Genomic DNA, 23,615 nt, shown 5'->3' on the forward strand with positions numbered 1-23,615 from the left:
TAAAGTCTAAATTTTACGGAAATGAGAAAATATATCAGCCTGTTATCAGTTATCGCCGTGGTTGGATTGTCGGCATCGGCACAAACTACGCCACCACCTGCACAAACCACAGTAACTGTCACGCAGCAACGGGGCCCAAGGCAAGAGCAGAATATTACTAATAACGGCCTGAAAGGTAATCTGGGCGTGCACGACCCGGTAATGATAAAAGCGGGCGATACCTATTACGTTTTTGCAACGGGTATGGGGTTTAAAGCATCCAAGGATATGATAAACTGGACAAACGCGGGTAGTGTATACCAGCGTGGCGCGGCCCCACTATCATGGTGGAACGATGATATTAAAGATAAGGTGAGTATCTGGGCGCCGGATATCCATTATGCCGATGGTAAATATCACTTGTATTATTCAGTATCAGCATGGATGAACTTTAACTCGAGCATTGGATATGCTACCAACACCACGCTGGATAAAAGCAAGCCCGAATATAAATGGGAAGACCACGGGCAGGTAATTGGTTACAAAAACGGAGGTGAAGGTGTAAACTGTATCGATCCGAATATTTTTAGGGATAAGGATGGTAAAGAATGGATGATTTACGGCTCATACAAGGCCGGATTGCGCATGGTTGAGCTTGATCCTAAAACAGGCAAACCATTTAGCGCTACCCCTGAGCTTTATACCATCACAACCAGTTTAGGCGAAGGTAGCTATGTTATTAAAGGCCCTGATTATTACTACATTTTTGCTTCGCGGGGCAAATGCTGTTCGGGGGTAGAAAGCACCTACCAAATTGTTATTGGCCGCTCAAAAACAGTTACGGGGCCGTACCTGAACAAGAACGGCGAGAGTTGGAAAGATAACAAGTATTCTGTTTTTCTTGCCGGCGATTATGCCGAGCCTGGCCGCGGGCATAATGGCTTTTTTGCCGAAAAGGATACTACTTATATTGTTTACCATGCTTATACACGGTCGCAAGGCGGGGCGTCATTGCTGAATATTAAACCCATGTATATTGATGCGGATGGCTGGCCTACATTAGAAGCTGCGAACAATAAACTGTTTAAAATGCCTGAGTTTGAGAAAAAAGTTTTTATTGGGAAGTAGTGGGTTTGTAGATATTTCCTTTATCATACCTGTTTATCAGTTCAACAAGTATTAAATTAGGTACCCAGCTTAAAAAAGCTATGATAAGGTAATTGTGCTCAAAGCTAACGCCGTTACCTAAAACGGTAAAAAGCCAGATATAAAAGCGCAAGGTTACGGCAGCAAAGGCCAGGCCGTAGCTGCGGCGCATCATGCACACATGTTGCGGTATTTTGCCCTGCGTTGCATAACGCCATGCTATAAAAGTACTTACTACCCATAAGCTGTTTTGGATGAAAAATGACGCGAATACGCCAGCACCGCGTTGAATAAAAAAAGTCATCAAATAAGCGCCCGGTGCTGCAAAGAGCAATACGCCAAGAATGTATATTTTGCCCAATGCGCGGTGCAGTTTCCGTTTGGAATAAACTATTTTAGAGAACTGGAAAAAACCGACAAGCAATATAACACTGCTGCCTATAACATGCGCATAAAAGAATGGCAGGTAATAACCGGTGTTAACGGCAAACTGTTTAATGTGCAGATAGCCGGTATTGGGGTGTAACCTCAAATAATCCCATAAGGTGGCAAGGCTTAGGGTTAATATCCACAGTAAAGCAAAATATCGTAATAACTTACCTGCAAACTTCATTTTATTTCAATGCAGCCAGCGTACCTGTTTTTGCAGACTTTGCTTTTTTTATTTTCTGATCGATAAAGCTAAGGTTGAATTTATCAATAGTGGTTAATGAATCGGTTACGTTTGCATTTTTGGAGGTATGATCTGATCCTCCTTCCCCTTGCTCATAAAATATACTGCTCCATTTTGCATCCGTAAACTTATAATCATAACTGGCATATATTTCATTTTTCATATAGCGCAGCATTTCAGGTGTAATATGGTCAATACTTCGTTCGGTTTTATGGTCGCGATCGGCAGTGTCGGCAATCATGTAGCATCCCTGTAAATAAGAATCGTCCATTTTTACATACCTGGTAAAAGCAAATGCCCGGTCGTTTGGCAATTGCTTTAATTTATTATCCTTAATTCCAAAGTAATGGTAGGATGTGCCTCCTGTAACATTAAATGGAGCATTGTAAAGGTCAATGTACATATTAGCACCCACTTTTATTTCCAGTAGCGAATCACCCAATATTTTGATGCTATTCACATCGCAAATGCCTTTCAGTGGAGGAAACTCTTCGTACCCGACAGTATTATTTATATTATCGGCCAGTATGCGGTCGTGCTTTTTATCAATTATTATAACGTTCTTTTTATCATAAAAGCCTTCGCGCCCGCCTACAAAGTAATTTTTAACTGAGTAAAAGAATGCCTCCACCCAATTATCTGATTTTGAAACCTGCTTCCCGGTAAGGGCTATATTATAATTTTCGTTGCGCTCTTCGTATTCAACTTTTCTTAAGGGGTTTTTAAATCCATGCACCTTGTCTGCTAAATTAAGATTGACCATATAAGATGGAGCAATGTAAATAGCTTCATCTTCATTACGCGAATTGTATTCGGTTATCACCTGTGCAAAACCGGGATCAAGTGTAAAGCCCGAAACAATATTTTTGATCTTCGGAAAGAAATCGCTTACTTTCAAATCAACTTTATCCGATATGGTAGTATCCTTTCTCAGGTAGAAATAATCATTCTCTTTTCGTAATACGGCTAAATTAGCTTCATCTGTTATCGGGAATACCTGGTCATAATCTACCGGTATAACTTTTTTGCCGTTAAGATTATAGAATCCCTTTTTATTATTTTTTTCAACTTCTACCAGGCCGTTAAACGTTGCGTTAATAGTATGTATCAAATCAAACTCTGCGGGGATGATATCCTGCAGGTCAGGGCCAACCAAGCCCATTTCATAATTGCCTTTCTCTGTACCCGGGCGTTTGTAATGGTAAAATACCGATTCGTCCCACTTACCTTTAACTACATAATAAAAATTTTTGTTATCAAGATGCGCAAACCAAACAACACTATCGTACCTGCTTTTTAATTTAGCCGACATGGCAAACCCTTGTAATGTTGCCGCACTAAAAAGTGTTGAATCGGGTTTGTTTCTGTTCTTTATCCCATTTTCAAAAGCCAGGTAATTATCAATAAATTTGTTCGCATCTAAGCGTACTATCTTTAATTTACCCGCCTCGTTTTTACGGATCTGGAAAATGAATGACGAGCGCTGAAAATAATGGTCGGGGCCCTCAAATACTATTGGTACTGTTGCTTGGGTTAGTTCGGTGTTCACCACAGTAACCTCACTTTCATCAGTTAATAATGCCACTTTAAAAAGCGGGTTGTCTTTGCCGTTAATGTTTGTTTTATTTGAAAGTACACCAAGTAGTCTTTTTATTTGCTTTATGTCCTTATCGTTATCAAAATAACTGAGCTGAAGTTCAGTGGTTCCGAGGGCTAATGTTGAGTTGAACGCGTTAAGAAAACTGATCACTTCCCCGTTTTCGGGTTTGTACAAGATGCGGGTTTTAACAAAGAACAAAGAGCAGCAAATTAACGCCAGAACTACTGCGCCAATGATGGTATATTTCTTATTCATGGTGATGCAAGATAACAAATAATAATATCCAAAATAGTGTAACTTTTATTGCATTTTTGCGTCTGTTAGTTGGTTAAAGATAATAGAAAAAGATTTGACTTTTTGACCACAAACGTCTAACATGTTGTGCTTAAATTTGCGGATTATTTGGAGTTGACGGTAAAAAACAGGTCAGGCCAGATAAGCCCGTATAACTATTGTAATGAAGTATTTTGTTTTATCCTTATTCCTGTTTATAAATATTGTTGCTTTTGGGCAAACTATCGTTAAAGGTAGGGTAACAGATGCCCGTACAAAACACCCAATTCAATTTGTAAGCGTTTCATTTAACGGTAGCACAACCGGCACCATTACCGATGCCGATGGTAAATACACATTACGCACCACAAGGGAGTTTTTACAACTTAAAATAACTTTTATTGGATACAAGCAGGTTATACGCGAGGTTTTGGCCGGCAAAACACAAGAGATAAATTTTGCTTTGGAAGAAGAAGAGCGATCGCTGAGTGAAGTAACCATTAAATCGGGCAAAAAGGTAAAATACCGTAATAAAAATAACCCGGCTGTTGATCTGATACGCAAGGTGATTGAGCATAGGGATGAAAACCAGGTGCAAAGCTATGACTATGCCGAGTACGAAAAATATGAGAAATTGCAGTTTTCGTTAAGCAATTTTTCGAGCAAGATATCCGAAAAGAAAATATTGAAGAACTATAAGTTTTTGTTAGATAACCGCGATAGTACTACCTTGCCGGGGAAATCGTTATTGCCCGTTTACCTGGACGAAAAATTATCGCAAACGTATTACCGTAAAAATCCGGAGGCTACCAAAACTATTCTCAAGGCAGAAAAACGGGTTGATTTTGGCGAACTGTTTGACAGCGATGGTACCAACGAGTTGTTGAACAGGATGTACAGCGAGGTAAATATTTACAAAAACAATATTTACCTGATGACCAACGAATTTTTAAGCCCTATTGCCGATGTAGCCCCAAACTTTTACAAGTTTTTTATTACTGATACCATTACCGATAACAATGTAAAGCTGGTTGAATTGAGTTTTATACCACGCTATTCGGGGGATATGCTTTTTCAGGGGGAAATATACATTACGCTGGATAGTAATTATGCGGTGCAAAAGGCTAAACTATCTATCAATAAAAACATTAACCTGAACTGGGTACGCGAGATGTACGTAAACCAGGATTTTGAAAGAAATGCGCAAGGCAGGTATATGCTGATGAAATCGGATACGAAAGCTGATTTTGGGGTAACTAAAAAAGGGAAGACGGGTGTATTTGGCGAGCGTATATTCTCATACCGCAATTATGTACTGAACAAGCCCAGACCCGATAGTACATACCGTGGCATGGCCAACGAAACGGCCGACGATGCAATGGAGCATAATAACGATTTTTGGCAATTGCACCGCGGTACAGATACCCTAACCAAAGCCGAAGCAAAAGTATACCACAATATTGATACACTGCAAACCATACCATCTTTCAGGCGAACGGTTGACCTTTTTACATTATTGATAGCGGGGTATAAATCATTCGGGCCGGTTGAGGTTGGGCCTGCCAATACTTTTTACAGTTTTAACCCCATTGAAGGCTTTCGCTTGCGTTTGGGCGGCCGAACGACGCCTGAGTTGAGTAAGCGTTACTATTTTGAAGGCTACGGCGCTTATGGCTTTAGAGACCAGCGGTGGAAATACTATTTAAGCAGTACGTTCTCGCTCAATAATAAAAGTATTTATAAATACCCTCAGAATTATATCCGCGCAAGCATACAACGCGATACCAAAATACCCGGGGCCGATCTGGAATTTATACAGGAAGATAACGTATTGCTATCCTTTAAGCGTGGTGTTAATGATAAATACCTGTACAATGATTTTTACAGGTTAGATTATATCCACGAGTTCCCAAATCATTTTTCGTACGAATTAGGGTTTAAAAACTGGAAGCAATCGCCTGCAGGCTCATTGTATTTTGTGAAGCAAGAGGGGCCTAACCTTGTAGATGTAGGTAACCTCACCACATCAGAAGCGTCGTTGAAATTACGCTGGGCGCCAAACGAAAAATTGTTGCAAGGCAAGGTTTACCGTTACGTTATCCCAAGCCCTAACCCGATATTTGATGTAACCTATACCACAGCCTTAAAGGGAATAATGGGGGGGCAGTACAACTACCAAAAGATAGCGGGCCGGGTTGAAAAGCGTTTCCTTTTATCGCAATTTGGTTATACAGATGTATCGGTAAACGCGGGTTATATATTTGGCCAGGTACCTTTTCCGTTATTAAACATTCACCATGCTAATCAAACGTACTCATATCAAACAGAATCATACAACTTAATGAACTTTTTGGAGTTTGTTACCGATCATTATGTGAGCGTAAATATAGATCACTCTTTTAATGGGTTCTTTTTTAATAAGATACCATTGATAAAGAAACTGAAATGGCGCGAGTGCATATCGTTCAAAGGGATTTTTGGCGGCGTGCGAGATGAGAACAACCCGGCGTTAAATAACTCACTGCTGCAATACCCGGTTAACACGGCAGGCCCGCTTACTTTTGCTTTAAATGGTGCGCCATATACCGAAGGCAGCGTAGGTATTGGTAACATCCTGAAGTTTTTCAGGGTCGATCTGGTAGAACGTTTCAATTATCTTGACCACCAAAACACAGTGAAGTTTGGAATAAGATCAAGAGCTACGTTTGATTTTTAATTACAGTACAAGCACAAAACAATGACACTCGCTTTTTCTATATTAATGCAGCTTTTGCTGTTTTTGCCCGGCAATAGCATTGCCAATAAAAGCACGGTTAATACGTTAGGTAGCAATACGGATACAATTTTGCGAAAGGTAAAACCTAAAATTGTTTTCCCAACGCCAACTGTTCCGAGGCTGTTTTATATTCAACGTGATCCGAATAGCAATACCATTATTTATGATCTGAATACTGATAAGGCCGGTAACATTGATAAGGATGAGCCGGTACATGTTTACTGGGTGAAATACAATGAGCGCGGCCAAAAGGAGGAACTTAATTTTATTCAACGTAAATTTGCCTACGGAATATCTACAAAGCCTATTGGTAACGATAAGTTTGATGTAAGGATAGTAGCTTATAAAAAATACCCTCTTGTTTTAAGAAAGGGCGACAGCGATAATAAGTTCCATATTTTCGCAAATATTGAAAAAAAGGAAGCCATGGTTAGCAGGATATTTCTCCGGATAGAGGGAGGTTCGTTCTGGTTTCCGAATGTAGTTTATATTGAGGTAAAAGGTACCGACCCGGCAACCGGAAAAGAGTTAACCGAGCGGTTTAAGCCATAAGAGTTATTATGAAGAAGAATTATGTTTCCAACTCTCCCGAGTCGATAAGGATGTTTAAAAGCGACTTGTTTGAAGCCCTTTCTAAGGTTCATTTTTTTATCCCCCTTATTATTTATATCCCGGTAATTATCTACATGATCTACAAAGCATTCTTTGTAGCCAACCTTACCATCGGAACCTTCGCCTGGCTTTTTGCAGCAGGCTTATTTGTGTGGACTTTTGTTGAATACGTATTACACCGTTTTGTATTCCATTTTGTACCCAAAGCTAAATGGGCGCTTCGCCTGCACTTTATATTCCATGGGGTACACCATGATTATCCTAACGATTTAAAAAGGCTGGTACTGCCACCATCGGCAAGCATACCGCTCGCTACCGGCTTTTTCTTTTTATTTAATGCATTACTGCCTGTAAAATATGTTTATGGCTTTTACCCGGCTTTTATACTGGGTTATTTGGCTTATGATATGATACACTATGCCATTCACCATTTTAATTTCAAATTTGGTATCTGGAAAAAAATAAAACAGCACCATATGCTGCATCATTACCAGGACCCTGACCATGGCTACGGTGTAACTTCCGATTTTTGGGATAAGGTATTCCGCTCGCGTTTCGCTGATAAGTAATCGTACTTCAACTTCAAACTAATTGTAGGTATAATACGTTATGCCTGCATGAAGAAAATGTACCTGTGGCTTTTTGCCATTATATTTATAGTACCTGCATCAATAGCGCAATCATCATTGCGTATGAGCGATAGTAAGTTTAAAAGGCAATTTTTAGATAGGATAAATGATCTGCGGCAACGGGGTTGCAATTGCGGTGGTAGCTTTATGCCGCCGGTGCCTGCTTTGCGTTGGAGCGATGTACTAACAAATGCAGCCCAGGGGCATGCTATGGATATGGCAAAGCGCCACTATTTTAGCCACGAAAGTAAAAATGGCCGCACCTTACGCCAAAGAGTTTTAGCTGTTGGGTATGATTATAAAGGCATACAAAAATGGGCCGTTGGCGAAAATATAGCCATGGGTCAGCACAGCATTGATGAGGTAATGGACGGTTGGATAGAAAGCGAAGGCCATTGCAAAAACCTGATGAGTCCGCAATTTAAAGAGGTTGGTATTTATGAGTACAAATACTTCTGGGTACAGGATTTTGGTGGCCGGACAAGTTTTTAATTTCGATTAATAAATCGAAACCTTGTATAACGGCGTACATAGTAATAAACCATTAAAAATGAAAAAGCTACTGTCTGTTACCACCCTTTCCATATTATTTTCTATCAGCCTGTTCTCGCAAAGCAAAAAGCCTTTAGCTGTTGGTGATGCAGTGCCTAAGTTTACCTTAACCGACCAGGATGGTAAAGCTTTTAATGTTGCTGATGAGATAGGTAAACATGCTTTGGTGATCTATTTTTATCCGAAAGATGAGAGTATGGTTTGTACAAAAGAAGCATGTGCTTTTCGCGATGCGTTTGATTCGTACAAAAAAGAAGGCGCGTTAGTGATAGGCATTAACGGTGGTACTGTTAAAAGCCATAAAGATTTTGCTAAGCATTACAAATTACCATTTGTTTTACTGAGCGACCCTGATAACAAGGTACTTAATATGTTTGGTGTTAAAGGTTTTTTGGGGATGACAGGCCGCACAACTTACGTGGTTGACCTGCAGGGGAAGATCATTTACACTTACGATTCGATGATGCATGGTGTGGCGCATTCTGATAATGCCTTAGGGGCGTTAAAAGGTATAAAGAAATAAGTTTGCTCCTGTATTCAGAACGAGTATAAACAGCACAAAAATGCCGAGTCATTGCTGTGTGTTGGATATATTAGTGCAAAATAAATACACATGGCAACTAAACTTACAATTAATAATAACGGATCAGTTAAAATAGATGGCGACGATTTTGAGATCGTTGATATGCAGGGTAATGCTTATGGCTTACAGGGCCGTACTGTGGTTTCTATCTGTCGTTGCGGTTTATCGGCAAACAAACCATTTTGCGATGGTTCGCACCGAGGTCATTTTGAGCACGAAGCTATAGCTTTTGATCTGCCGCCAAAGAAGGTATAATTTAATGTAAGATGGATGATGTAAATGGAAAATGTGAGTTTTTCAATACATCTTCCATCTTACTCAGGTGTTACAACCTTTTTCTCTTTCCAGAGGTATACGGTTTGGAAATAAGACACCCGCCACACATTCAACTCTTTATATTGGTTGCCCGATGGTTGCTGTTGAAACTCATTCATGTAGCCAAATACCAGATTATCATGTTTATTTACCTGGTAACTCAAACCCAGGAAAATCCGGTTTTGATCGAAATAATTATTGACGATATTTTCACCAAAATTGATGTATAATTCATCGCCAATGGCTGCCGAAAATTGGCCGGGTACAATGCCTTTTTTGCTTAAAGGTAACTGATAAAAAATATCGTAACGTGCCCGCCAGGTAAAAGTCGAATTATTGGCTAAAGTATAATCATCCAGTATGTTACGTTTAAATCGCTCCTCTAAACGAATCCATTGCATTAGTTTTTTCTTTTTGTAATAAGTGTACCACTGCAGTTGTTGCCAGCCTGCGTTTTCGGGTTGGTAAATGTGTTGATGGCCTGCTGCAGGGGCAACATCAATGTAAGTATAACCGGCTGTAAGCTTCGTATCATTATTTATATAATAGGTGCCGCCAATGCGGAAAGTGAGCTGCGAATTATCAACTACCGGAAACTTTTGTTGTAATTCATAATCGGTCCATATGCCCCAGTGTTTTGCCAGCCTGATCTGCGGGTAATAACCTAACCATGCCTGGTCGCTATAAGTGATTTGTTTATTTTGCGCAAAACCTGATGAAACGGTCAATAAAAAAATGATAAAGGATAAAAAGCGTTTCATATAGCAGTTATGTTGATGAAGAATCCGCTGCGAATCATGTTTTTCCTGTAATTGGGGTATCGTTAATGATGCCTTTTAGATAAAGCATATCTGTTATTAATTTTACTGCATCTATAACAGGCGTTGTTTCGGTATTGATAATCAGCTCGGGATTGACCGGAACTTCATAAGGCGACGAAATACCGGTGAAATTGGGTATGCGGTTACCTATGGCTTTTTTGTACAGGTTTTTCGGGTCGCGCTTAATACACTCTTCAATGCTGCATTTAATGAATACCTCAAAAAACCGATCAGCGGGTACCAAAGCTTTTGCTTCCTCGCGATCAGCATTGAAAGGGGAGATGAAGCCACATATCACAACAAAACCCGCCTGGTAAAATAACTTGGCTACTTCGGCGGCGCGGCGTATGTTCTCTTTTCTGTCATCATCCGAAAAGGTTAAGCCTTTGTTTAAACCCATGCGCAGGTTATCACCATCTAAAACATAAACGTTGATGCCCTTTTCAAATAGCTTTAATTCGGTTTCCGTCGCGATGGTTGATTTTCCGGAGCCGCTTAGTCCTGTAAACCATATTATAGCACCCTTATGTTTATTACGTGTTTCTATATCAGCAAGGCTGATCTTGCTAGATTGCGGGGTTAGGTTATTGGCCGACATGCTAACGCAATAATACAAATTCAAATCCAATGATTAGCTCTATACCATTGGAATGATTCGGTAAGGCCTGTAAGCAGATCGTGCCCAGGTTGGTAGCCAAGGTCTTGCCTTGCATGTTCAATGTCGCATACCCAGTTGGGAGCGGTGAGTTCATTCAACTTTTCAATATTTAGCGCGGGGGTAAACTTGCTGTTGGCGTAAACTTTCTCTAAAAATCCCGCCAAGGCACGTACTATTGATAAGGGTAAATGTATTTTAAGCGTTTTTTTGTTTAATATCTGTTTGCTGTAATTGGCCAGCGCATACCTATCGTAAGCGCGGCCATCACTAATATTATAAGTTTTGTTAGCGATAGCAGAAAACAAGGAGCTAACCGTAACCTTAGCCAAATCTTTCACATATACAAAGCTTAGCTTTTGAGGTATGTTGCCAATATATGGCTCCAAGCCCTGGCTGAATTTTTTCAGGATGATGAAAATGTCTTTATCTCTTGGGCCATATACTGCGGTTGGCCTCAGTATAATGAGCGGGAGCGAAGGGAGTTGATTTAGCTGTTCTTCGGCTAATAATTTACTTTTGCCGTAAGCTGTTACAGGGTTAGGAGTTGTATCATCGTGAATGATGCTGCCGGTATCCTGCAACGGGCCTAATGCGGCAAGGCTGCTCAAAAAAACAAACTTCTTTAATTTAATATTGGCTTTAGTTGCTGCTAAGGCCAGGTTGTAAGTATAGTCTGCATTTACATGATTATAGTCGGCCTGGGTTTTGGCAGCGGTTGCTCCGGCGGCGTGTACAATATAGCTGTATTGCTTGTCTTCAAGCTCTTTTACAAGCGATTCAAGGTTATTAAAGTTGAGATAGGTGAATTGTATACCCAATTCGCGAAGGTGCCTTATATCACTGCTTTTACGCACGGCGGCATATACCTCAAGGTTATTTTTTAAAGCTTCGTTTACCAGGTGGAAGCCTACAAAGCCGCTGGCGCCGGTTATTAAAACCCGCTCCATTATATAGCCTTCTCGTAAATGCGGTAAGTTTTGTACGGGTCGCCTTTTATGGCTTCGATGGCGCGGTTTACCATGTCGTTGTTCTCCAACGTCCAGCCTGCTTCGGCATGCAAAAAGCCTTTGCGTTTATATTCACGGATAATTGTACCATATAAAACCGCTTCGATACCCATTTTACGGTAACCATCAATAACGCCTAAAGCATAAATACGGATGGATGAGATCTTGCGTTTGTTCAGCAGCAATTTAAAAATACCGGTTGGTAATAAACGGCCGCGTTTTATGGTTTTAAAGATCTCGTTATAGTTTGGTAAAGCCAGTCCAAATGCCACTATTTGCCCTTCATGTTCGGCAACTAAGGCAAAATCAGGGTCGAGGATGAGTTTAAGGTCTTTGGCCACGTAATCAAACTCATCATCGTTCATCGGCACAAAGCCACTGTTTTGGTCCCATGCTTTGTTATATACTTCGCGCAGCTTGGCGGCTTCGTTCTTAAAGTCTTTCAGGTTTACTTTACGGATGGTAACGTTGCTGCGTTTCAGGCGCTCCTGTAAGCTGTCAAGTAAACGTACCGACTTATCATCATAATTCTGCCCGTCCCAATGCCATGCTATCAGGTCAATGTTTTTACTGAAACCATAGTTATCGATGAGTTTAACATAATATTCCGCGTTATAGGTCATCATCAGCGTTGGCGGGCTATCAAAACCTTTGATGAGCAAACCACATGGCTCGTTGGTCGAAAAATTTACCGGGCCTATTATGGTATTGAGTTTACGCTCTTTTAGCCATTCTTTGGCCGTATCGAATAAAAGGTTGGCAGTTTCCTGGTCGTTTATGCAATCGAAAAAGCCGAAAAAGCCATCTGTTTTTTTATTGAACTCGTTGTGGGCGTTGTTTTGTATGGCGGCTATACGGCCGGTAATCTTATCGCCATCATAAACCAAAAAACATTGCAGCGTATTGTGTTTGAGGAAAGGATGCTTGGTTAACAGATCGCGCTGAGCTATGAAAAGCTCGGGTACGTAGTTAACATCATTGGCATACAGGTCGTGAGGAAAATCAATAAAGGCACCAAGCCCTTTTTTTGACCGAACCGGAACAACTTTCTTCATACAGTAAGGTTGGGAGGTTTAAATAATCCGCATGCAATTATAAAAAATGCATACGGATTGTTTTTTATATTTTTTCTTTTACAGAAAGCACACCCAGTTTTTTGAATGTTTTAGCCATTTTTTCAACAGCTTCATCAATCTGGCTGAAGGTATGCGTTGCCATTAAAGAGCAACGTAAAAGTGAAGAGTCGGAAGGAACGGCAGGCGATACTACCGGATTAACAAATACACCATCTTCCTGCAGCATATTTGTTGCCAGGAATGTTTTGTCGTTATCGCGAACATAGATAGGTAATATCGGGCTTTCGGTGCAGCCAATATCAAAACCTTCTTCACGTAGCAATGCGGTAGCATAGCGGGTGTTTTTCCAAAGGTTTTCTATGTGGTGTGGTTCTGATTCGATAATATTCAAAGCCTCTAATACACTCGCAACAGATGACGGTGTCATGCTCGCGCTGAATATTAGTGAACGGGCTTTATGTTTAATGTATTCAATGGTATCATTATCGGCAGCGATAAAACCACCTAATGACGCGAATGATTTACTAAAAGTACCCATGATGAGGTCAACATCGTTATCCATACCAAAATGGGATGCTGTACCTGCGCCATTAACGCCGATAACGCCTAAACTGTGTGCATCATCAACCATAATGTTAGCGCCAAACTCGTTAGCTATTTCACTTAATTCAGGTAATTTAACAATATCGCCCTCCATACTGAAAATACCATCAACCGCTATCAGTTTTACGGCATCTTCGGGCAGGTTGTCTAATTTTTTACGCAGATCGTCCATATCATTATGGGCGTATTTAATTACTCGCGAAAATGAAAGGCGGCTGCCATCAATTATAGAAGCATGATCATATTCGTCTAATATCAAATAATCATTACGGCCTGTAATGCACGATAATACGCCAAGGTTAACCTGGAAACCGGTGCTGAAAATTACAGCGGCTTCTTTATTAACGTAGCGGGCAAGGCGGTTCTCCAACTCCACGTGAATATCCAGTGTGCCATTCAAAAAACGTGAACCAGCACAGCCGGTGCCATATTTGTCTATCGCTTTTTTTGATGCTTCTTTTATTCGGGGATGATTAGTCAGGCCTAAGTATGAGTTTGAACCGAACATTAAAACACGTTTGCCATTAATTATCACCTCAGTATCCTGACCTGATTCTATAGGCCTGAAATAAGGATATATCCCTTTCTCTTGTATTTGGATCGCTTCCTGAAATTGCGCGACCTTTTCATGTAATTTTTTACCCATCTATGTTAGCCTTAGCTGAATTTTTTTGTAAAAGTACCACGAAAATAGTAAAACTTAAGTATGGTAACTTTATAATTTTTTAACAATCCCTTAATCGCAGATGCAATCGAGGAAGCAAATTACCGATTTTTATTTAAAAGAAATGAAATCAATTTCTCTTTTTGACTTAAATATAACCAAGAATATTTTTGAGAAGTTTGGTTTGAAGCCAGTTTTGTAACATTGATGTCACAACACGTATCCTTTACCTCCTTTACCATGACGTATACGTAATTATTGGAATCCGTCGCCAAAAAAAGCCAAATTAATGATTTTACTTTGTGTTGAAAACTCGAATCAGCACTTATGAAAAAATGCAGATATGCTATATTAATAGCATTTGCCGGATATATTTTACAGCCCCAACATGTGCTTGCACAAACCAGGCCCGATACTACCATTGGCCCTTTAGTTACGTTACAACAATGTATCAGTTTTGCCTTGCGTAACCAACCCGCAGTAAAGCAAGCCGGTATTGACGAAGAGATAAATGAAAAGAATATAAGCATTGCCCTTGCCGATTGGTTGCCACAGGTAAATGCTACAGGAAATGCGCAGCACTATTTTGAGGTGCCTACAACGTATATTCCTAATTTTGCTAACCCCGGCAGCCCGGGTAGCTTCGCCGCAAATGGGTTGCCAAATACTTCTACCTTATCGTTACAGGGTACGCAAACTATTTATAACCCAACGGTAGCACTGGCGGCACGTACTTCAAAGTTTAGCAGGCAGTATTTTAAACAGAATACTCAAACATCGCAAATTAATGTAGTTGCCGAAGTGAGTAAAGCTTTTTACGATGTACTGTTATCGCAAAAGCAACTTTCTATAACCGATGCCGAGATAGTTAGGCTAAAGCAAAGTGTAAAAGACGCGTTTGATAGGTACAACGCCGGCATTGTTGATAAAATAGATTATAAGCAAGCTACCATTGCTTTAAATAACTCGTTGGCGCAACGTAAGCAATCGCAGGAAGCTATAAAAAGTAAATTGGCTTTTTTAAAACAGATGATGGGTTATGCTACCGAAAAACCGGTTCAGTTATCTTATGATTCGGTACGGTTGGAGCAAGAAACCCTTATTGATACCACGCAGGCGCTGGATATAACAAAACGTGTGGAATATAACTTATTACAAACCCAGCGTACTTTACAAGGTTTAAATGCCGATTACTACCGCACAAGCTACCTGCCCTCATTATCAGCGTTTGGTACTTATAATCTGGCGTTTTTTAACAGTAAGCTGCCTGATCTGTACAGCCACTCTTATGCCAACTCGTTGGTTGGGCTTACTGTTAGTATCCCGGTATTTACCGGTACAAAACGCCTGCAAAATTTAAGCAAAGCACGTTTACAGGTTGACAGGGCCGATCTGGATATTGTAAATACCCGCAACCTTATCAATACGCAATATGTGCAGGCTTTAGCGGTATATAAAAGCAGTTATAATGATTATACTACCTTAAAGCAAAACGTTGCGCTTGCGCGGGATGTATATAATGTAGTAAGCCTGCAATACCGCGAGGGGATAAAAACATATTTGAATGTTATTAATGCACAATCGGACCTGCATACAGCTGAGCTGAATTATTTTAATGCCTTGTTTAATGTGCTATCGGGAAAGATAGACCTTCAGAAAGCTTTAGGCACTTTACCCGTACAATACTAAAATACACAGTGATGAATAGAAAATACCTTTTAATATCGGGCACGTTGGCATTATTGGCATGGACAGCATGTAAACAGCCTGTAAAAACCAATGCCGCGCTGCCGCCAACACCGGTAAATATTGATACCGCCGAAAAAATGAACGCGGTATACTATGATCAGTTCCCCGGTATCGTAGTGCCTTTAAATAATGTAGAGTTGCGTTCGCAGGTTACAGGTTTTATAACAGGCATCACTTTTAAAGAGGGCGATATTGTTCAGCAAGGAAAAGTACTGTACGAAATTGACCGCCGCAAGTACGAGGCAGCTTACCAACAGGCACAGGCTGCCCTGCAAAATGCACAGGCCGGGCTTGTACGCTCACAAAAAGATGCCGACAGGTATAACCAGCTTTTAAAACAGGATGCGGTAGCCCGCCAGTTAGTTGATAATGCCGAAGCTACTTTAGCCACCAGCCAGAGCCAGGTAGCATCCGCGAAAGCAGGAGTAGCATCCGCAAAAACAGATCTTGATTTTTCGGTGATACGCGCGCCCTTTACAGGGAGGATAGGAATATCGCAGGTAAGGCTGGGTTCGCAGGTAACGGCGGGTACCACGTTGCTGAATACCATATCCAGCGAAGACCCTATAGCTGTTGATTTTGTTGTTGACGAAAACAGTATACCACGCTTTAGCGGTATGATAGGGAAAACCGTTGCCGACTCCACTTTTCAATTGTTATTTGTCGGCAAAACACCATATACACACAACGGTAAAATAATAGTGGTTGACCGCGGTGTTGATAACCAATCGGGAACGATAAAGGTTCGCGTACAGTTTCCCAATCCTAAAAAGGAATTGATATCGGGCATGAGTTGTACACTTAAGGTGCTTAATAAAGAATCGGGTAATAATGTGGTAGTTCCTTACAAATCAATTGTTGAGCAAATGGGCGAGTTCTTTGTATTTATATCGCAGGATACGATTGCTAAACAACAGCGTGTAAAAGTTGGTCCAAGGGTTAACGATAAGATAGTAATACTGGATGGCGTGAACGAAGGTGATAAGATCATTACCGAAGGTTTGGGCCGCTTGCGCGATGGTGGCAAGATCATGGTTGGAATGCCAAAAAAACAAGGAACAGGGGCAGTCCCTGCAAAATAATTTAGAATCAGCTAAGCAATGATCGCAGAAACTTTTATAAAACGGCCCGTAACGGCCATCGTTATCTCCGTCGTTATTATTATTGTAGGGGTATTGGCGATGACCAGTTTACCGATAGGGCAATATCCCGAAATTACACCGCCTACCGTACAGATAACAGGTAACTACATAGGCGCGGACGCGCAAACGGTGGAGCAAACGGTTGCCACCCCGGTAGAAGTACAGGTGAATGGCACCCCCGGCATGACATACCTCACCAGCAACAGCACCAGTAACGGTGCCATGAGCATGACGGTAAACTTTGAAGTAGGTACCGATATTAATGCCGCTACGCTTGATGTACAAAACCGTGTAAGCGTAGCACAGCCAAGCTTACCGCAAGAGGTGCAACGTTTAGGCTTAACCACCAAAAAACGTAACCCAAGTATTTTGATGCTGGTAGCCTTATATTCGCCAAAGGGATCGCATGATGTAACTTTTGTAGATAACTACGCTAATATATTTATCCGTGATGCCATCCTCAGAACAAAAGGCGTGGGCGACGTTGTGAGCCGTGCTGATGATTTTAGTATGCGCGTGTGGCTTAAGCCCGATAAACTGGCAGCATTAGGTATTACCGCCGCGCAGGTTACGCAGGCATTGCAGGAGCAAAACGCGCAAATAGCCGCGGGTACTGTAGGCGCGCCGCCACAACAAAACGCGCAAACCTTCGAGTACAGTGTATATGTAAAAGGCCGCTTAGTTGAACCTGAAGAGTTTGGCAACATCGTTGTAAAAACAAACCCCGCTACAGGCGCGGTAGTTTACTTAAAAGATGTGGCACGCATACAGTTAGGCAAGTTTAACTATGCCGGTAACTCCTATGTGGATGGTAAAAGGGCATCGTACCTGTTGGTTTACCAGGCACCGGGCAGTAATGCTATAGAAACTGCCGAAGGGGTATATGCTACGATGAACGAATTGAAAAAAGCTTTCCCCAAAGATATTGACTATACCGTTCCCTTCGAATCGGTAACAGTGGTAAAGGTATCGGTGGGCGAGGTAGTTGATACTTTGCTTATCGCTTTGGCATTGGTTATTGTGGTAGTATTTCTGTTCTTACAAAGCTGGAGGGCAACGCTTATCCCAATACTGGCTATCCCGGTATCTATTATCGGTACGTTTATTTTCTTTATCCCCTTAGGGTTTACCATTAACACTTTAACCTTATTTGGCTTTGTACTTGCTATTGGTATTGTGGTTGATGATGCCATTGTGGTGGTTGAGGCTGTGCAGCACTATATGGATGAAAAAGGCATGGCACCCCGCGAAGCGACATTACATGCCATGCGCGATATATCGGCTCCGGTTATCGCTATCGCCCTTATTTTGGCGGCAGTGTTTGTGCCGGTTGGTTTTATACCCGGTATAGTTGGGCGTTTGTACCAGCAGTTTGCCATTACTATTGCCATATCGGTATTGATATCGGCTTTTGTGGCTTTATCATTAACCCCAGCCTTGTGTACGTTGATATTAAGGCCAATGAAACTGAGCGAATCATCAACAGGCTTAAATAAGTTCTTCTATAATTTTAATACCTGGTTTACAAAGTTATCGGGTAAGTACCGTAACGGTGTAGCCGGGTGGATAAAAAAACCGGTATTGGTGGTGGTATTGTTGGTGTGTATCATCGTAGGTGCGGTATTCCTGTTCAAAACAAAACCTACCGGTTTTATACCTGTGGAAGATGATGGCCGTGTGTATATTACATTCGATCTGCCTGAAGCATCATCAACAACGCGTACAGTAGCTGTAATACATCGCATTATGAGTATATTGGATACTACACCAGGTATTGGGCATTACGCAGCCTTAGGTGGTTTGAATGTGGTATCCTTCGCTACGAAATCAAACAGTGGTACCATATTTTGCCAGTTGAAACCCTGGGATGAACGAAAAACCAAACAAGAGCAGTTACTGGGTGAGAAGGGGTTGGTAGCAAGTTTGCAAAAGAAACTATCCGGCGCCGTGAGAGAGGCCAACATTGTGGTGATACCGCCACCGCCAATACCCGGTTTGGGTACAACGGCAGGTTTCGCATTCAATTTGGAGCAGCGTGAGGCCGGTGCCGATATTAAAAGCTTTGAAGGTGTAATGCGGCAGTTTTTAGATACGCTGGGTAAACGCAAGGAGATAGGCAAGGCATTTTCTTTCTTTACAGCGAGAACACCGGGCTATCAACTCACCATTGATCGCGAAAAGTGTAAAAAACTGGGGGTAAGCATATCTGATGTAGGTAACGCCCTGCAAACCTATTTAGGTAGCTCTTACGTGAACGATTTTACCATTTACGGGCGTAACTTCCGTGTTGTTGAGCAGGCTGATACTGCTTACCGGTCGGATATTAAAAACCTGAACCAGTTTTTTGTACGCAACTCGGTTGGCGCTATGGTGCCTTTAAGCACATTAACAAGCTATAAGGTAACCGAAAGCGCACCGCTGATATCTCACTTTAACCTTTTCCGGGCAACCGAAATTGATGGTAACCCTGCACCGGGATACAGCAGCGGCGATGCTCTGAACGCGCTGGAAGAAGTTGCAAAAACTTTACCGCAAGGTTACGGTTATGAGTTTTCGGGTCTGAGTCGTGAGGAAAAGAAGGCAGGGTCCAAAAGCACTTATATCTTCCTGCTGTCTATCACTTTTGTGTTCCTGTTCCTGGCGGCATTGTATGAGAGCTGGTCAGTGCCATTCTCAGTACTGCTGGCAGTACCTATCGGGGCCTTTGGCGCAATTTTAACGCTTACCTTTATGCCGGGCTTAACCGATAACGTTTACGCGCAGATAGGTTTGATAACGCTCATTGGTTTGGCAGCCAAAAATGCCATCCTGATCGTTGAGTTTGCCAAAGAACGTGTGGATACCGGGATGGAGGTTGTTGCAGCTACTCTTGAAGCTGTAAAACTAAGACTAAGGCCGATCATCATGACGTCGATGGCGTTCATTTTAGGTGTAGGCCCTTTGCTGTTTGCATCGGGCGCCGGTGCCGAGGCGAGGAAGACCATTGGTTATACGGTATTTGGTGGTATGTTATCGGCAACCTTGCTGGCCATATTTATTGTACCGGTATTATTTGTGCTCATTACAAAATTCAGTTACGGTAAAAAGAAACTTACCGAAATGCACGAGCATTATAAACCAGATCCGGATATATTGCATTGAGTTAAATAATATAAGGAGCCGCAAGGCTCCTTTTTTGTTGGATGGGATCTGCAACAGATGGCACAGGATGGTCCTTTTATTATTTGATTTTTTTTTAATATAACTTGCAGCGCCAATAAACCTTTTTTATATGATTACAGATTCATTCCCGCCAAGGTATAAGATCAGCGTTGTATGCTGCCTGCTTATGTTATACTGTAGCTTTTGTATGGCTCAAAAATCTCCTGATAAGATCATTGGTGCTGATATTTCGTGGTTGCCGCAGTTTGAAGAGCAGGGCAAAAAGTATTATGAAAATGATCAAGCTACCGATGCTATTCAGATATTGAAGGATAAGGGCTTTAACTATATCCGCCTGCGCATTTTTAATAACCCGAGGGCAGATAGTGGCTACTCTAAAAAAGGATACTGCGACCTTGAGGGGACAAAGAAAATGGCGCTGCGCATAAAAGCTGCAGGGATGGGCTTTTTATTGGACTTCCATTACAGCGATACCTGGGCCGATCCGGGTAAGCAGTATATCCCTTCGGCATGGAAAAAACTGAGCTATGCTTTGTTGCAGGACTCGGTACGCGCATTTACCAAAAAAGTACTGAAAGAGCTAAAAGACCAGGGTACGCCGCCCGATATGGTGCAGGTGGGCAACGAAATTAACCATGGTATGATGTGGCCTATAGCCAATATCAAACACCTGGATACACTGGCAGGTGTTTTAAAGGCAGGTATAGCCGGCGTGAAAGACGAGAATAAGAAAGCGAAAATTATGCTCCACATTGCCTGCGGTGGCCAAAATAAAGAATCGCGGTACTTTTTGGATAATATGATTGCCCGCAATGTGAAATTTGATATCATCGGCGAAAGCTATTACCCCGAATGGCACGGTACCATTACCGACCTGAAAAATAACCTGAACGACCTGGCAGCCCGCTACAAGCAGGATATTATTGTAGTAGAATATACCAAATTAAAAATGGAGGTAAATGATGCAGCGTTCACCATTCCGGGTAAAAAAATCACGGGTACTTTTATTTGGGAGCCATTAAGTTACCAGGAAGCGGTATTTGATAAAACAGGCCACCCGAATGCATATTTAGATATGTACCCGGTGATAAAACAGAAATACGGGGTTAAATAGGTTTGCCGAAGTTGCAAACTTCGGCAATTGTTGCCACAAGTTTGAAAACTTGCAGCAGCACCTTTATTTAAAATGAAATATAATATAATACATGAAGAAAATACTTTTAGGCCTGTTATTGGCCGGTTCGGTTTTTAAGGTTGAGGCGCAAAGTAACCCCGGTACATTGTTTAACAGGGATTGGGAGTTTGTTAAGGATATTGATACAGCTATCTCTAAGGAAACTCTAGCATCGCATAAAGCTACTGCTGTAAAGTGGGAGAAGGTTTCGCTGCCGCATACACCGCAAATTGAATCGGTTATTAAAGTTAAAGAGCAATGGCAGGGAACGTGCTATTACCGCAAGTATTTTACTGTGCCTGTAACGGATAAGGGTAAATACATTGCCATACAGTTTGAAGGTGCAATGAACGACGCGGATGTCTATTTAAATGGTGTACATCTTGCTAAACACATAGGTGGGTATCTTCCATTTTATATAGATCTGTATAACGGCTTAAAATATGGGCAGGAAAATGTATTGTTAGTAAAATTGGTAAACGTAGATAACGCTCATATCCCACCAGGTAAACCAATTAAAGACCTTGACTTCAATTTTTATGGCGGCATATACCGTAATGCATGGTTAATCATCAAAAACTGGACACACATTAGTAACGCGGTTGCTGCAAATCATGAAGCAGGTGGGGGGGTGATGGTGCATTATGAGGATGTGACCACCGCTTCCGCTAAGGTTGTGGTTAAAACGGAAGTGCTGAATGAGAAGTCACGTAGTAATTATCTTGTTAATTTAAACCTTATTGGAAAAGATGGAAAGATTGTTTCAAGTTCAAAGTCGGATTTGCGACGTCTTTCTGAAAATGGTTTGACCAGTTTTGAACAAAGTATGTTGGTTGATAAACCAGCGCTGTGGTCTCCAATGCATCCAAATTTGTATATCTTAAAAGTACAGGTGGTTGTTAACGGCAAAGTGGTAGATGAGCAGGAGCAAAAAATCGGTATTAAAACCTTCCGCTTTGAGCCAGGCGCGTTTTACCTGAACGGCGAAAAGCTGAATATTGTAGGTACCAACCGCCACCAGGAATATCCCTATATTGGTTACGCCTTGAGTGATAACTCCCAATACCGCGATGCATGGAAAATTAAAGAAGCCGGGTTCAACTTTGTGCGCTGTTCGCATTACCCGCCTTCGCCCGCATTTTTGGATGCCTGCGATGAGTTGGGTATTTTGGTGATGGATGCCATACCGGGCTGGCAGTTTTTTGGCGATGAAGTTTTTCAGGAGAATAGTTATCAGGATATTCGCGATATGATACATCGCGACCGTAATCATGCCTCAATAGTACTTTGGGAAGCGAGTTTAAATGAATCGCGGATGAGTAAGCCATATATGGATAAGGCTCACAAGATCGTACATGCCGAACTGCCGTTTAAGGATGTGTTTTCGACAGGTTGGATAGATTATGCTTATGATGTATCTAATCCCGCAAGGCAACATGCCAAAGCGCCCGAGTACTGGAAAAAATATGGCAAGCAAAAACCATTGCTGTTAGCCGAGTATGGCGATTGGGAGTACTATGCTCAAAACGCGGGCTTTAACCAAAAAGCATACGAGGGACTGAAAAAAGAAGAACGAAACTCGCGCCAGTTACGTACCGATGGCGAGGGCAGGATGCTGCAACAGGCTTATAATTTCCAGGAGTCACACAATGACGATCTGAATGGCCCCAATTTTGGCGATGCCAACTGGGTGATGTTTGATTATAAACGGGGTTATGCAAGCGATATTGAATCATCGGGCATAATGGATATTTACCGATTGCCCAAGTTCGCGTTTTACTTTTACCAGAGCCAGTATGGGCCAAAGCCGGATGATAAGGGTTTTGGGAAACCGATGGTGTTTATTGCCAATTATTGGAATGATCCGGCAACAAAGAGTGTAAAGGTATATAGCAATTGTGATGAAGTGGAGTTGTTTTTGAATGGTAAATCGCTTGGAAAACAACATCCCGATAAGGATGCGTATTCGAATAATTTGCCGCACCCGCCGTTTACGTTTGCTATTAGCCAATTTGAAAAAGGGAAATTGGAGGCTGTGGGGTACGTTGCAGGGGTGAAGGTGGCGGGAATGGTAAGGATGACGCCGGAGAAAGCTGATCATGTAATTTTAACAATTGATAATAACGGAAAAAATATTGGTGAGGTTGGAGATGTTATATTAGCTTATGCGAGCGTAGTAGATAAAAATGGAACAGTTATACCAGACGCAACTAATGAAATTAAGCTTACATCAAAAGGCGATATGAGCATTATTAGTGATAGTGTAAAGAAATGTGAAGCTGGTGTAGCTACGTTTTTATTGAAAAGAGTCGCCAAAAAGGGCTCGATTTATGTAATGCCTTCATCAGAAATCCCTGAACACTTAAATGCCGAGGGCTATGGGGTGCAAACTGTCCAATAGATACTATATAAATAAGCATG

General features: G+C 41.6%; 19 protein-coding genes. 12 read left to right on the top strand and 7 right to left on the bottom strand.

Going from position 1 to position 23,615, the window contains the following annotated elements:
* Positions 1-21 precede the first annotated feature (21 nt).
* Complete coding sequence (locus KXQ82_RS05955; protein ID WP_219487240.1) at positions 22-1,107, top strand: arabinan endo-1,5-alpha-L-arabinosidase; 1,086 nt, start codon at positions 22-24, stop codon at positions 1,105-1,107.
* Here the strand turns inward: KXQ82_RS05955 and KXQ82_RS05960 are convergent.
* Together KXQ82_RS05960 and KXQ82_RS05965 are read right to left on the bottom strand one after the other, a co-directional pair.
* Complete coding sequence (locus KXQ82_RS05960) at positions 1,094-1,738, bottom strand: DUF2306 domain-containing protein (protein ID WP_219487241.1); 645 nt, start codon at positions 1,736-1,738, stop codon at positions 1,094-1,096. The genes KXQ82_RS05955 and KXQ82_RS05960 overlap by 14 nt on opposite strands.
* A gap of 1 nt (position 1,739) precedes the next feature.
* The gene (locus tag KXQ82_RS05965; protein ID WP_219487242.1) at positions 1,740-3,653 is read right to left on the bottom strand and encodes a WG repeat-containing protein; all 1,914 of its coding nucleotides are present in this window, start codon (positions 3,651-3,653) and stop codon (positions 1,740-1,742) included.
* Between the two features lie 202 nt (positions 3,654-3,855).
* Between KXQ82_RS05965 and KXQ82_RS05970 the strand changes: the two genes are divergently transcribed.
* From KXQ82_RS05970 to KXQ82_RS05995, 6 genes are all read left to right on the top strand, one after another.
* Positions 3,856-6,387 carry a DUF5686 and carboxypeptidase-like regulatory domain-containing protein gene (locus KXQ82_RS05970; protein ID WP_219487243.1) on the top strand — a complete coding sequence of 844 codons (2,532 nt, stop codon included), beginning with the start codon at positions 3,856-3,858 and terminating at the stop codon, positions 6,385-6,387.
* 21 nt (positions 6,388-6,408) lie between these two features.
* A complete protein-coding gene (locus tag KXQ82_RS05975) occupies positions 6,409-6,999 on the top strand; it encodes a DUF4833 domain-containing protein (protein WP_219487244.1) in 591 nt (196 codons plus the stop codon).
* 8 nt (positions 7,000-7,007) lie between these two features.
* Entirely contained in the window at positions 7,008-7,628 is a 621-nt protein-coding gene (locus tag KXQ82_RS05980) for a sterol desaturase family protein (protein WP_219487245.1), read from the top strand.
* Positions 7,629-7,676: 48 nt separating this feature from the next.
* A complete protein-coding gene (locus KXQ82_RS05985) occupies positions 7,677-8,180 on the top strand; it encodes a CAP domain-containing protein (protein ID WP_219487246.1) in 504 nt (167 codons plus the stop codon).
* Positions 8,181-8,238: 58 nt separating this feature from the next.
* Positions 8,239-8,763: a peroxiredoxin gene (locus KXQ82_RS05990; RefSeq protein WP_219487247.1), complete on the top strand. Its 525-nt coding sequence runs from the start codon at positions 8,239-8,241 to the stop codon at positions 8,761-8,763.
* Positions 8,764-8,853: 90 nt separating this feature from the next.
* Positions 8,854-9,078 carry a CDGSH iron-sulfur domain-containing protein gene (locus tag KXQ82_RS05995; protein ID WP_219487248.1) on the top strand — a complete coding sequence of 75 codons (225 nt, stop codon included), beginning with the start codon at positions 8,854-8,856 and terminating at the stop codon, positions 9,076-9,078.
* A 59-nt stretch (positions 9,079-9,137) separates the two neighbouring features.
* On the opposite strand, the gene KXQ82_RS06000 is transcribed toward KXQ82_RS05995, so the two are convergent.
* The 5 genes from KXQ82_RS06000 to spt all read right to left on the bottom strand — a co-directional run bounded on the left by KXQ82_RS06000 (position 9,138) and on the right by spt (position 13,949).
* On the bottom strand, positions 9,138-9,899 hold the full coding sequence (locus KXQ82_RS06000) for a DUF2490 domain-containing protein (protein WP_219487249.1): 762 nt from the start codon (positions 9,897-9,899) through the stop codon (positions 9,138-9,140).
* 34 nt (positions 9,900-9,933) lie between these two features.
* Entirely contained in the window at positions 9,934-10,557 is a 624-nt protein-coding gene (gene cysC, locus KXQ82_RS06005; protein ID WP_219487250.1) for an adenylyl-sulfate kinase, read from the bottom strand.
* Between the two features lie 20 nt (positions 10,558-10,577).
* Positions 10,578-11,564 (bottom strand): NAD-dependent epimerase/dehydratase family protein, encoded by a 987-nt coding sequence (locus KXQ82_RS06010; protein WP_255563474.1) that lies wholly within the window; start codon positions 11,562-11,564, stop codon positions 10,578-10,580.
* Positions 11,564-12,679 (bottom strand): GNAT family N-acetyltransferase, encoded by a 1,116-nt coding sequence (locus tag KXQ82_RS06015; protein ID WP_219487251.1) that lies wholly within the window; start codon positions 12,677-12,679, stop codon positions 11,564-11,566. Before KXQ82_RS06015 ends, KXQ82_RS06010 begins: the two co-directional genes overlap by 1 nt.
* Positions 12,680-12,743: 64 nt before the next feature.
* Positions 12,744-13,949: a serine palmitoyltransferase gene (gene spt, locus KXQ82_RS06020; RefSeq protein WP_219487252.1), complete on the bottom strand. Its 1,206-nt coding sequence runs from the start codon at positions 13,947-13,949 to the stop codon at positions 12,744-12,746.
* A gap of 345 nt (positions 13,950-14,294) precedes the next feature.
* Here spt and KXQ82_RS06025 point away from each other — a divergent pair, with 345 nt between their 5' ends.
* From KXQ82_RS06025 to KXQ82_RS06045, 5 genes are all read left to right on the top strand, one after another.
* Positions 14,295-15,656 carry a TolC family protein gene (locus KXQ82_RS06025; protein WP_219487253.1) on the top strand — a complete coding sequence of 454 codons (1,362 nt, stop codon included), beginning with the start codon at positions 14,295-14,297 and terminating at the stop codon, positions 15,654-15,656.
* Between the two features lie 11 nt (positions 15,657-15,667).
* Positions 15,668-16,798, top strand: coding sequence for an efflux RND transporter periplasmic adaptor subunit (locus KXQ82_RS06030; RefSeq protein ID WP_219487254.1), 1,131 nt, complete (start codon positions 15,668-15,670; stop codon positions 16,796-16,798).
* Positions 16,799-16,816: 18 nt separating this feature from the next.
* The gene (locus tag KXQ82_RS06035; protein ID WP_219487255.1) at positions 16,817-19,999 is read left to right on the top strand and encodes an efflux RND transporter permease subunit; all 3,183 of its coding nucleotides are present in this window, start codon (positions 16,817-16,819) and stop codon (positions 19,997-19,999) included.
* A 208-nt stretch (positions 20,000-20,207) separates the two neighbouring features.
* Positions 20,208-21,134: a glycoside hydrolase family 53 protein gene (locus KXQ82_RS06040; protein ID WP_219487256.1), complete on the top strand. Its 927-nt coding sequence runs from the start codon at positions 20,208-20,210 to the stop codon at positions 21,132-21,134.
* 91 nt (positions 21,135-21,225) lie between these two features.
* The gene (locus tag KXQ82_RS06045; protein ID WP_219487257.1) at positions 21,226-23,595 is read left to right on the top strand and encodes a glycoside hydrolase family 2 TIM barrel-domain containing protein; all 2,370 of its coding nucleotides are present in this window, start codon (positions 21,226-21,228) and stop codon (positions 23,593-23,595) included.
* The last annotated feature ends 20 nt before the right edge of the window (positions 23,596-23,615 follow it).

Source organism: Mucilaginibacter rivuli, from assembly GCF_019391655.1.
Lineage (GTDB): Bacteria > Bacteroidota > Bacteroidia > Sphingobacteriales > Sphingobacteriaceae > Mucilaginibacter > Mucilaginibacter rivuli.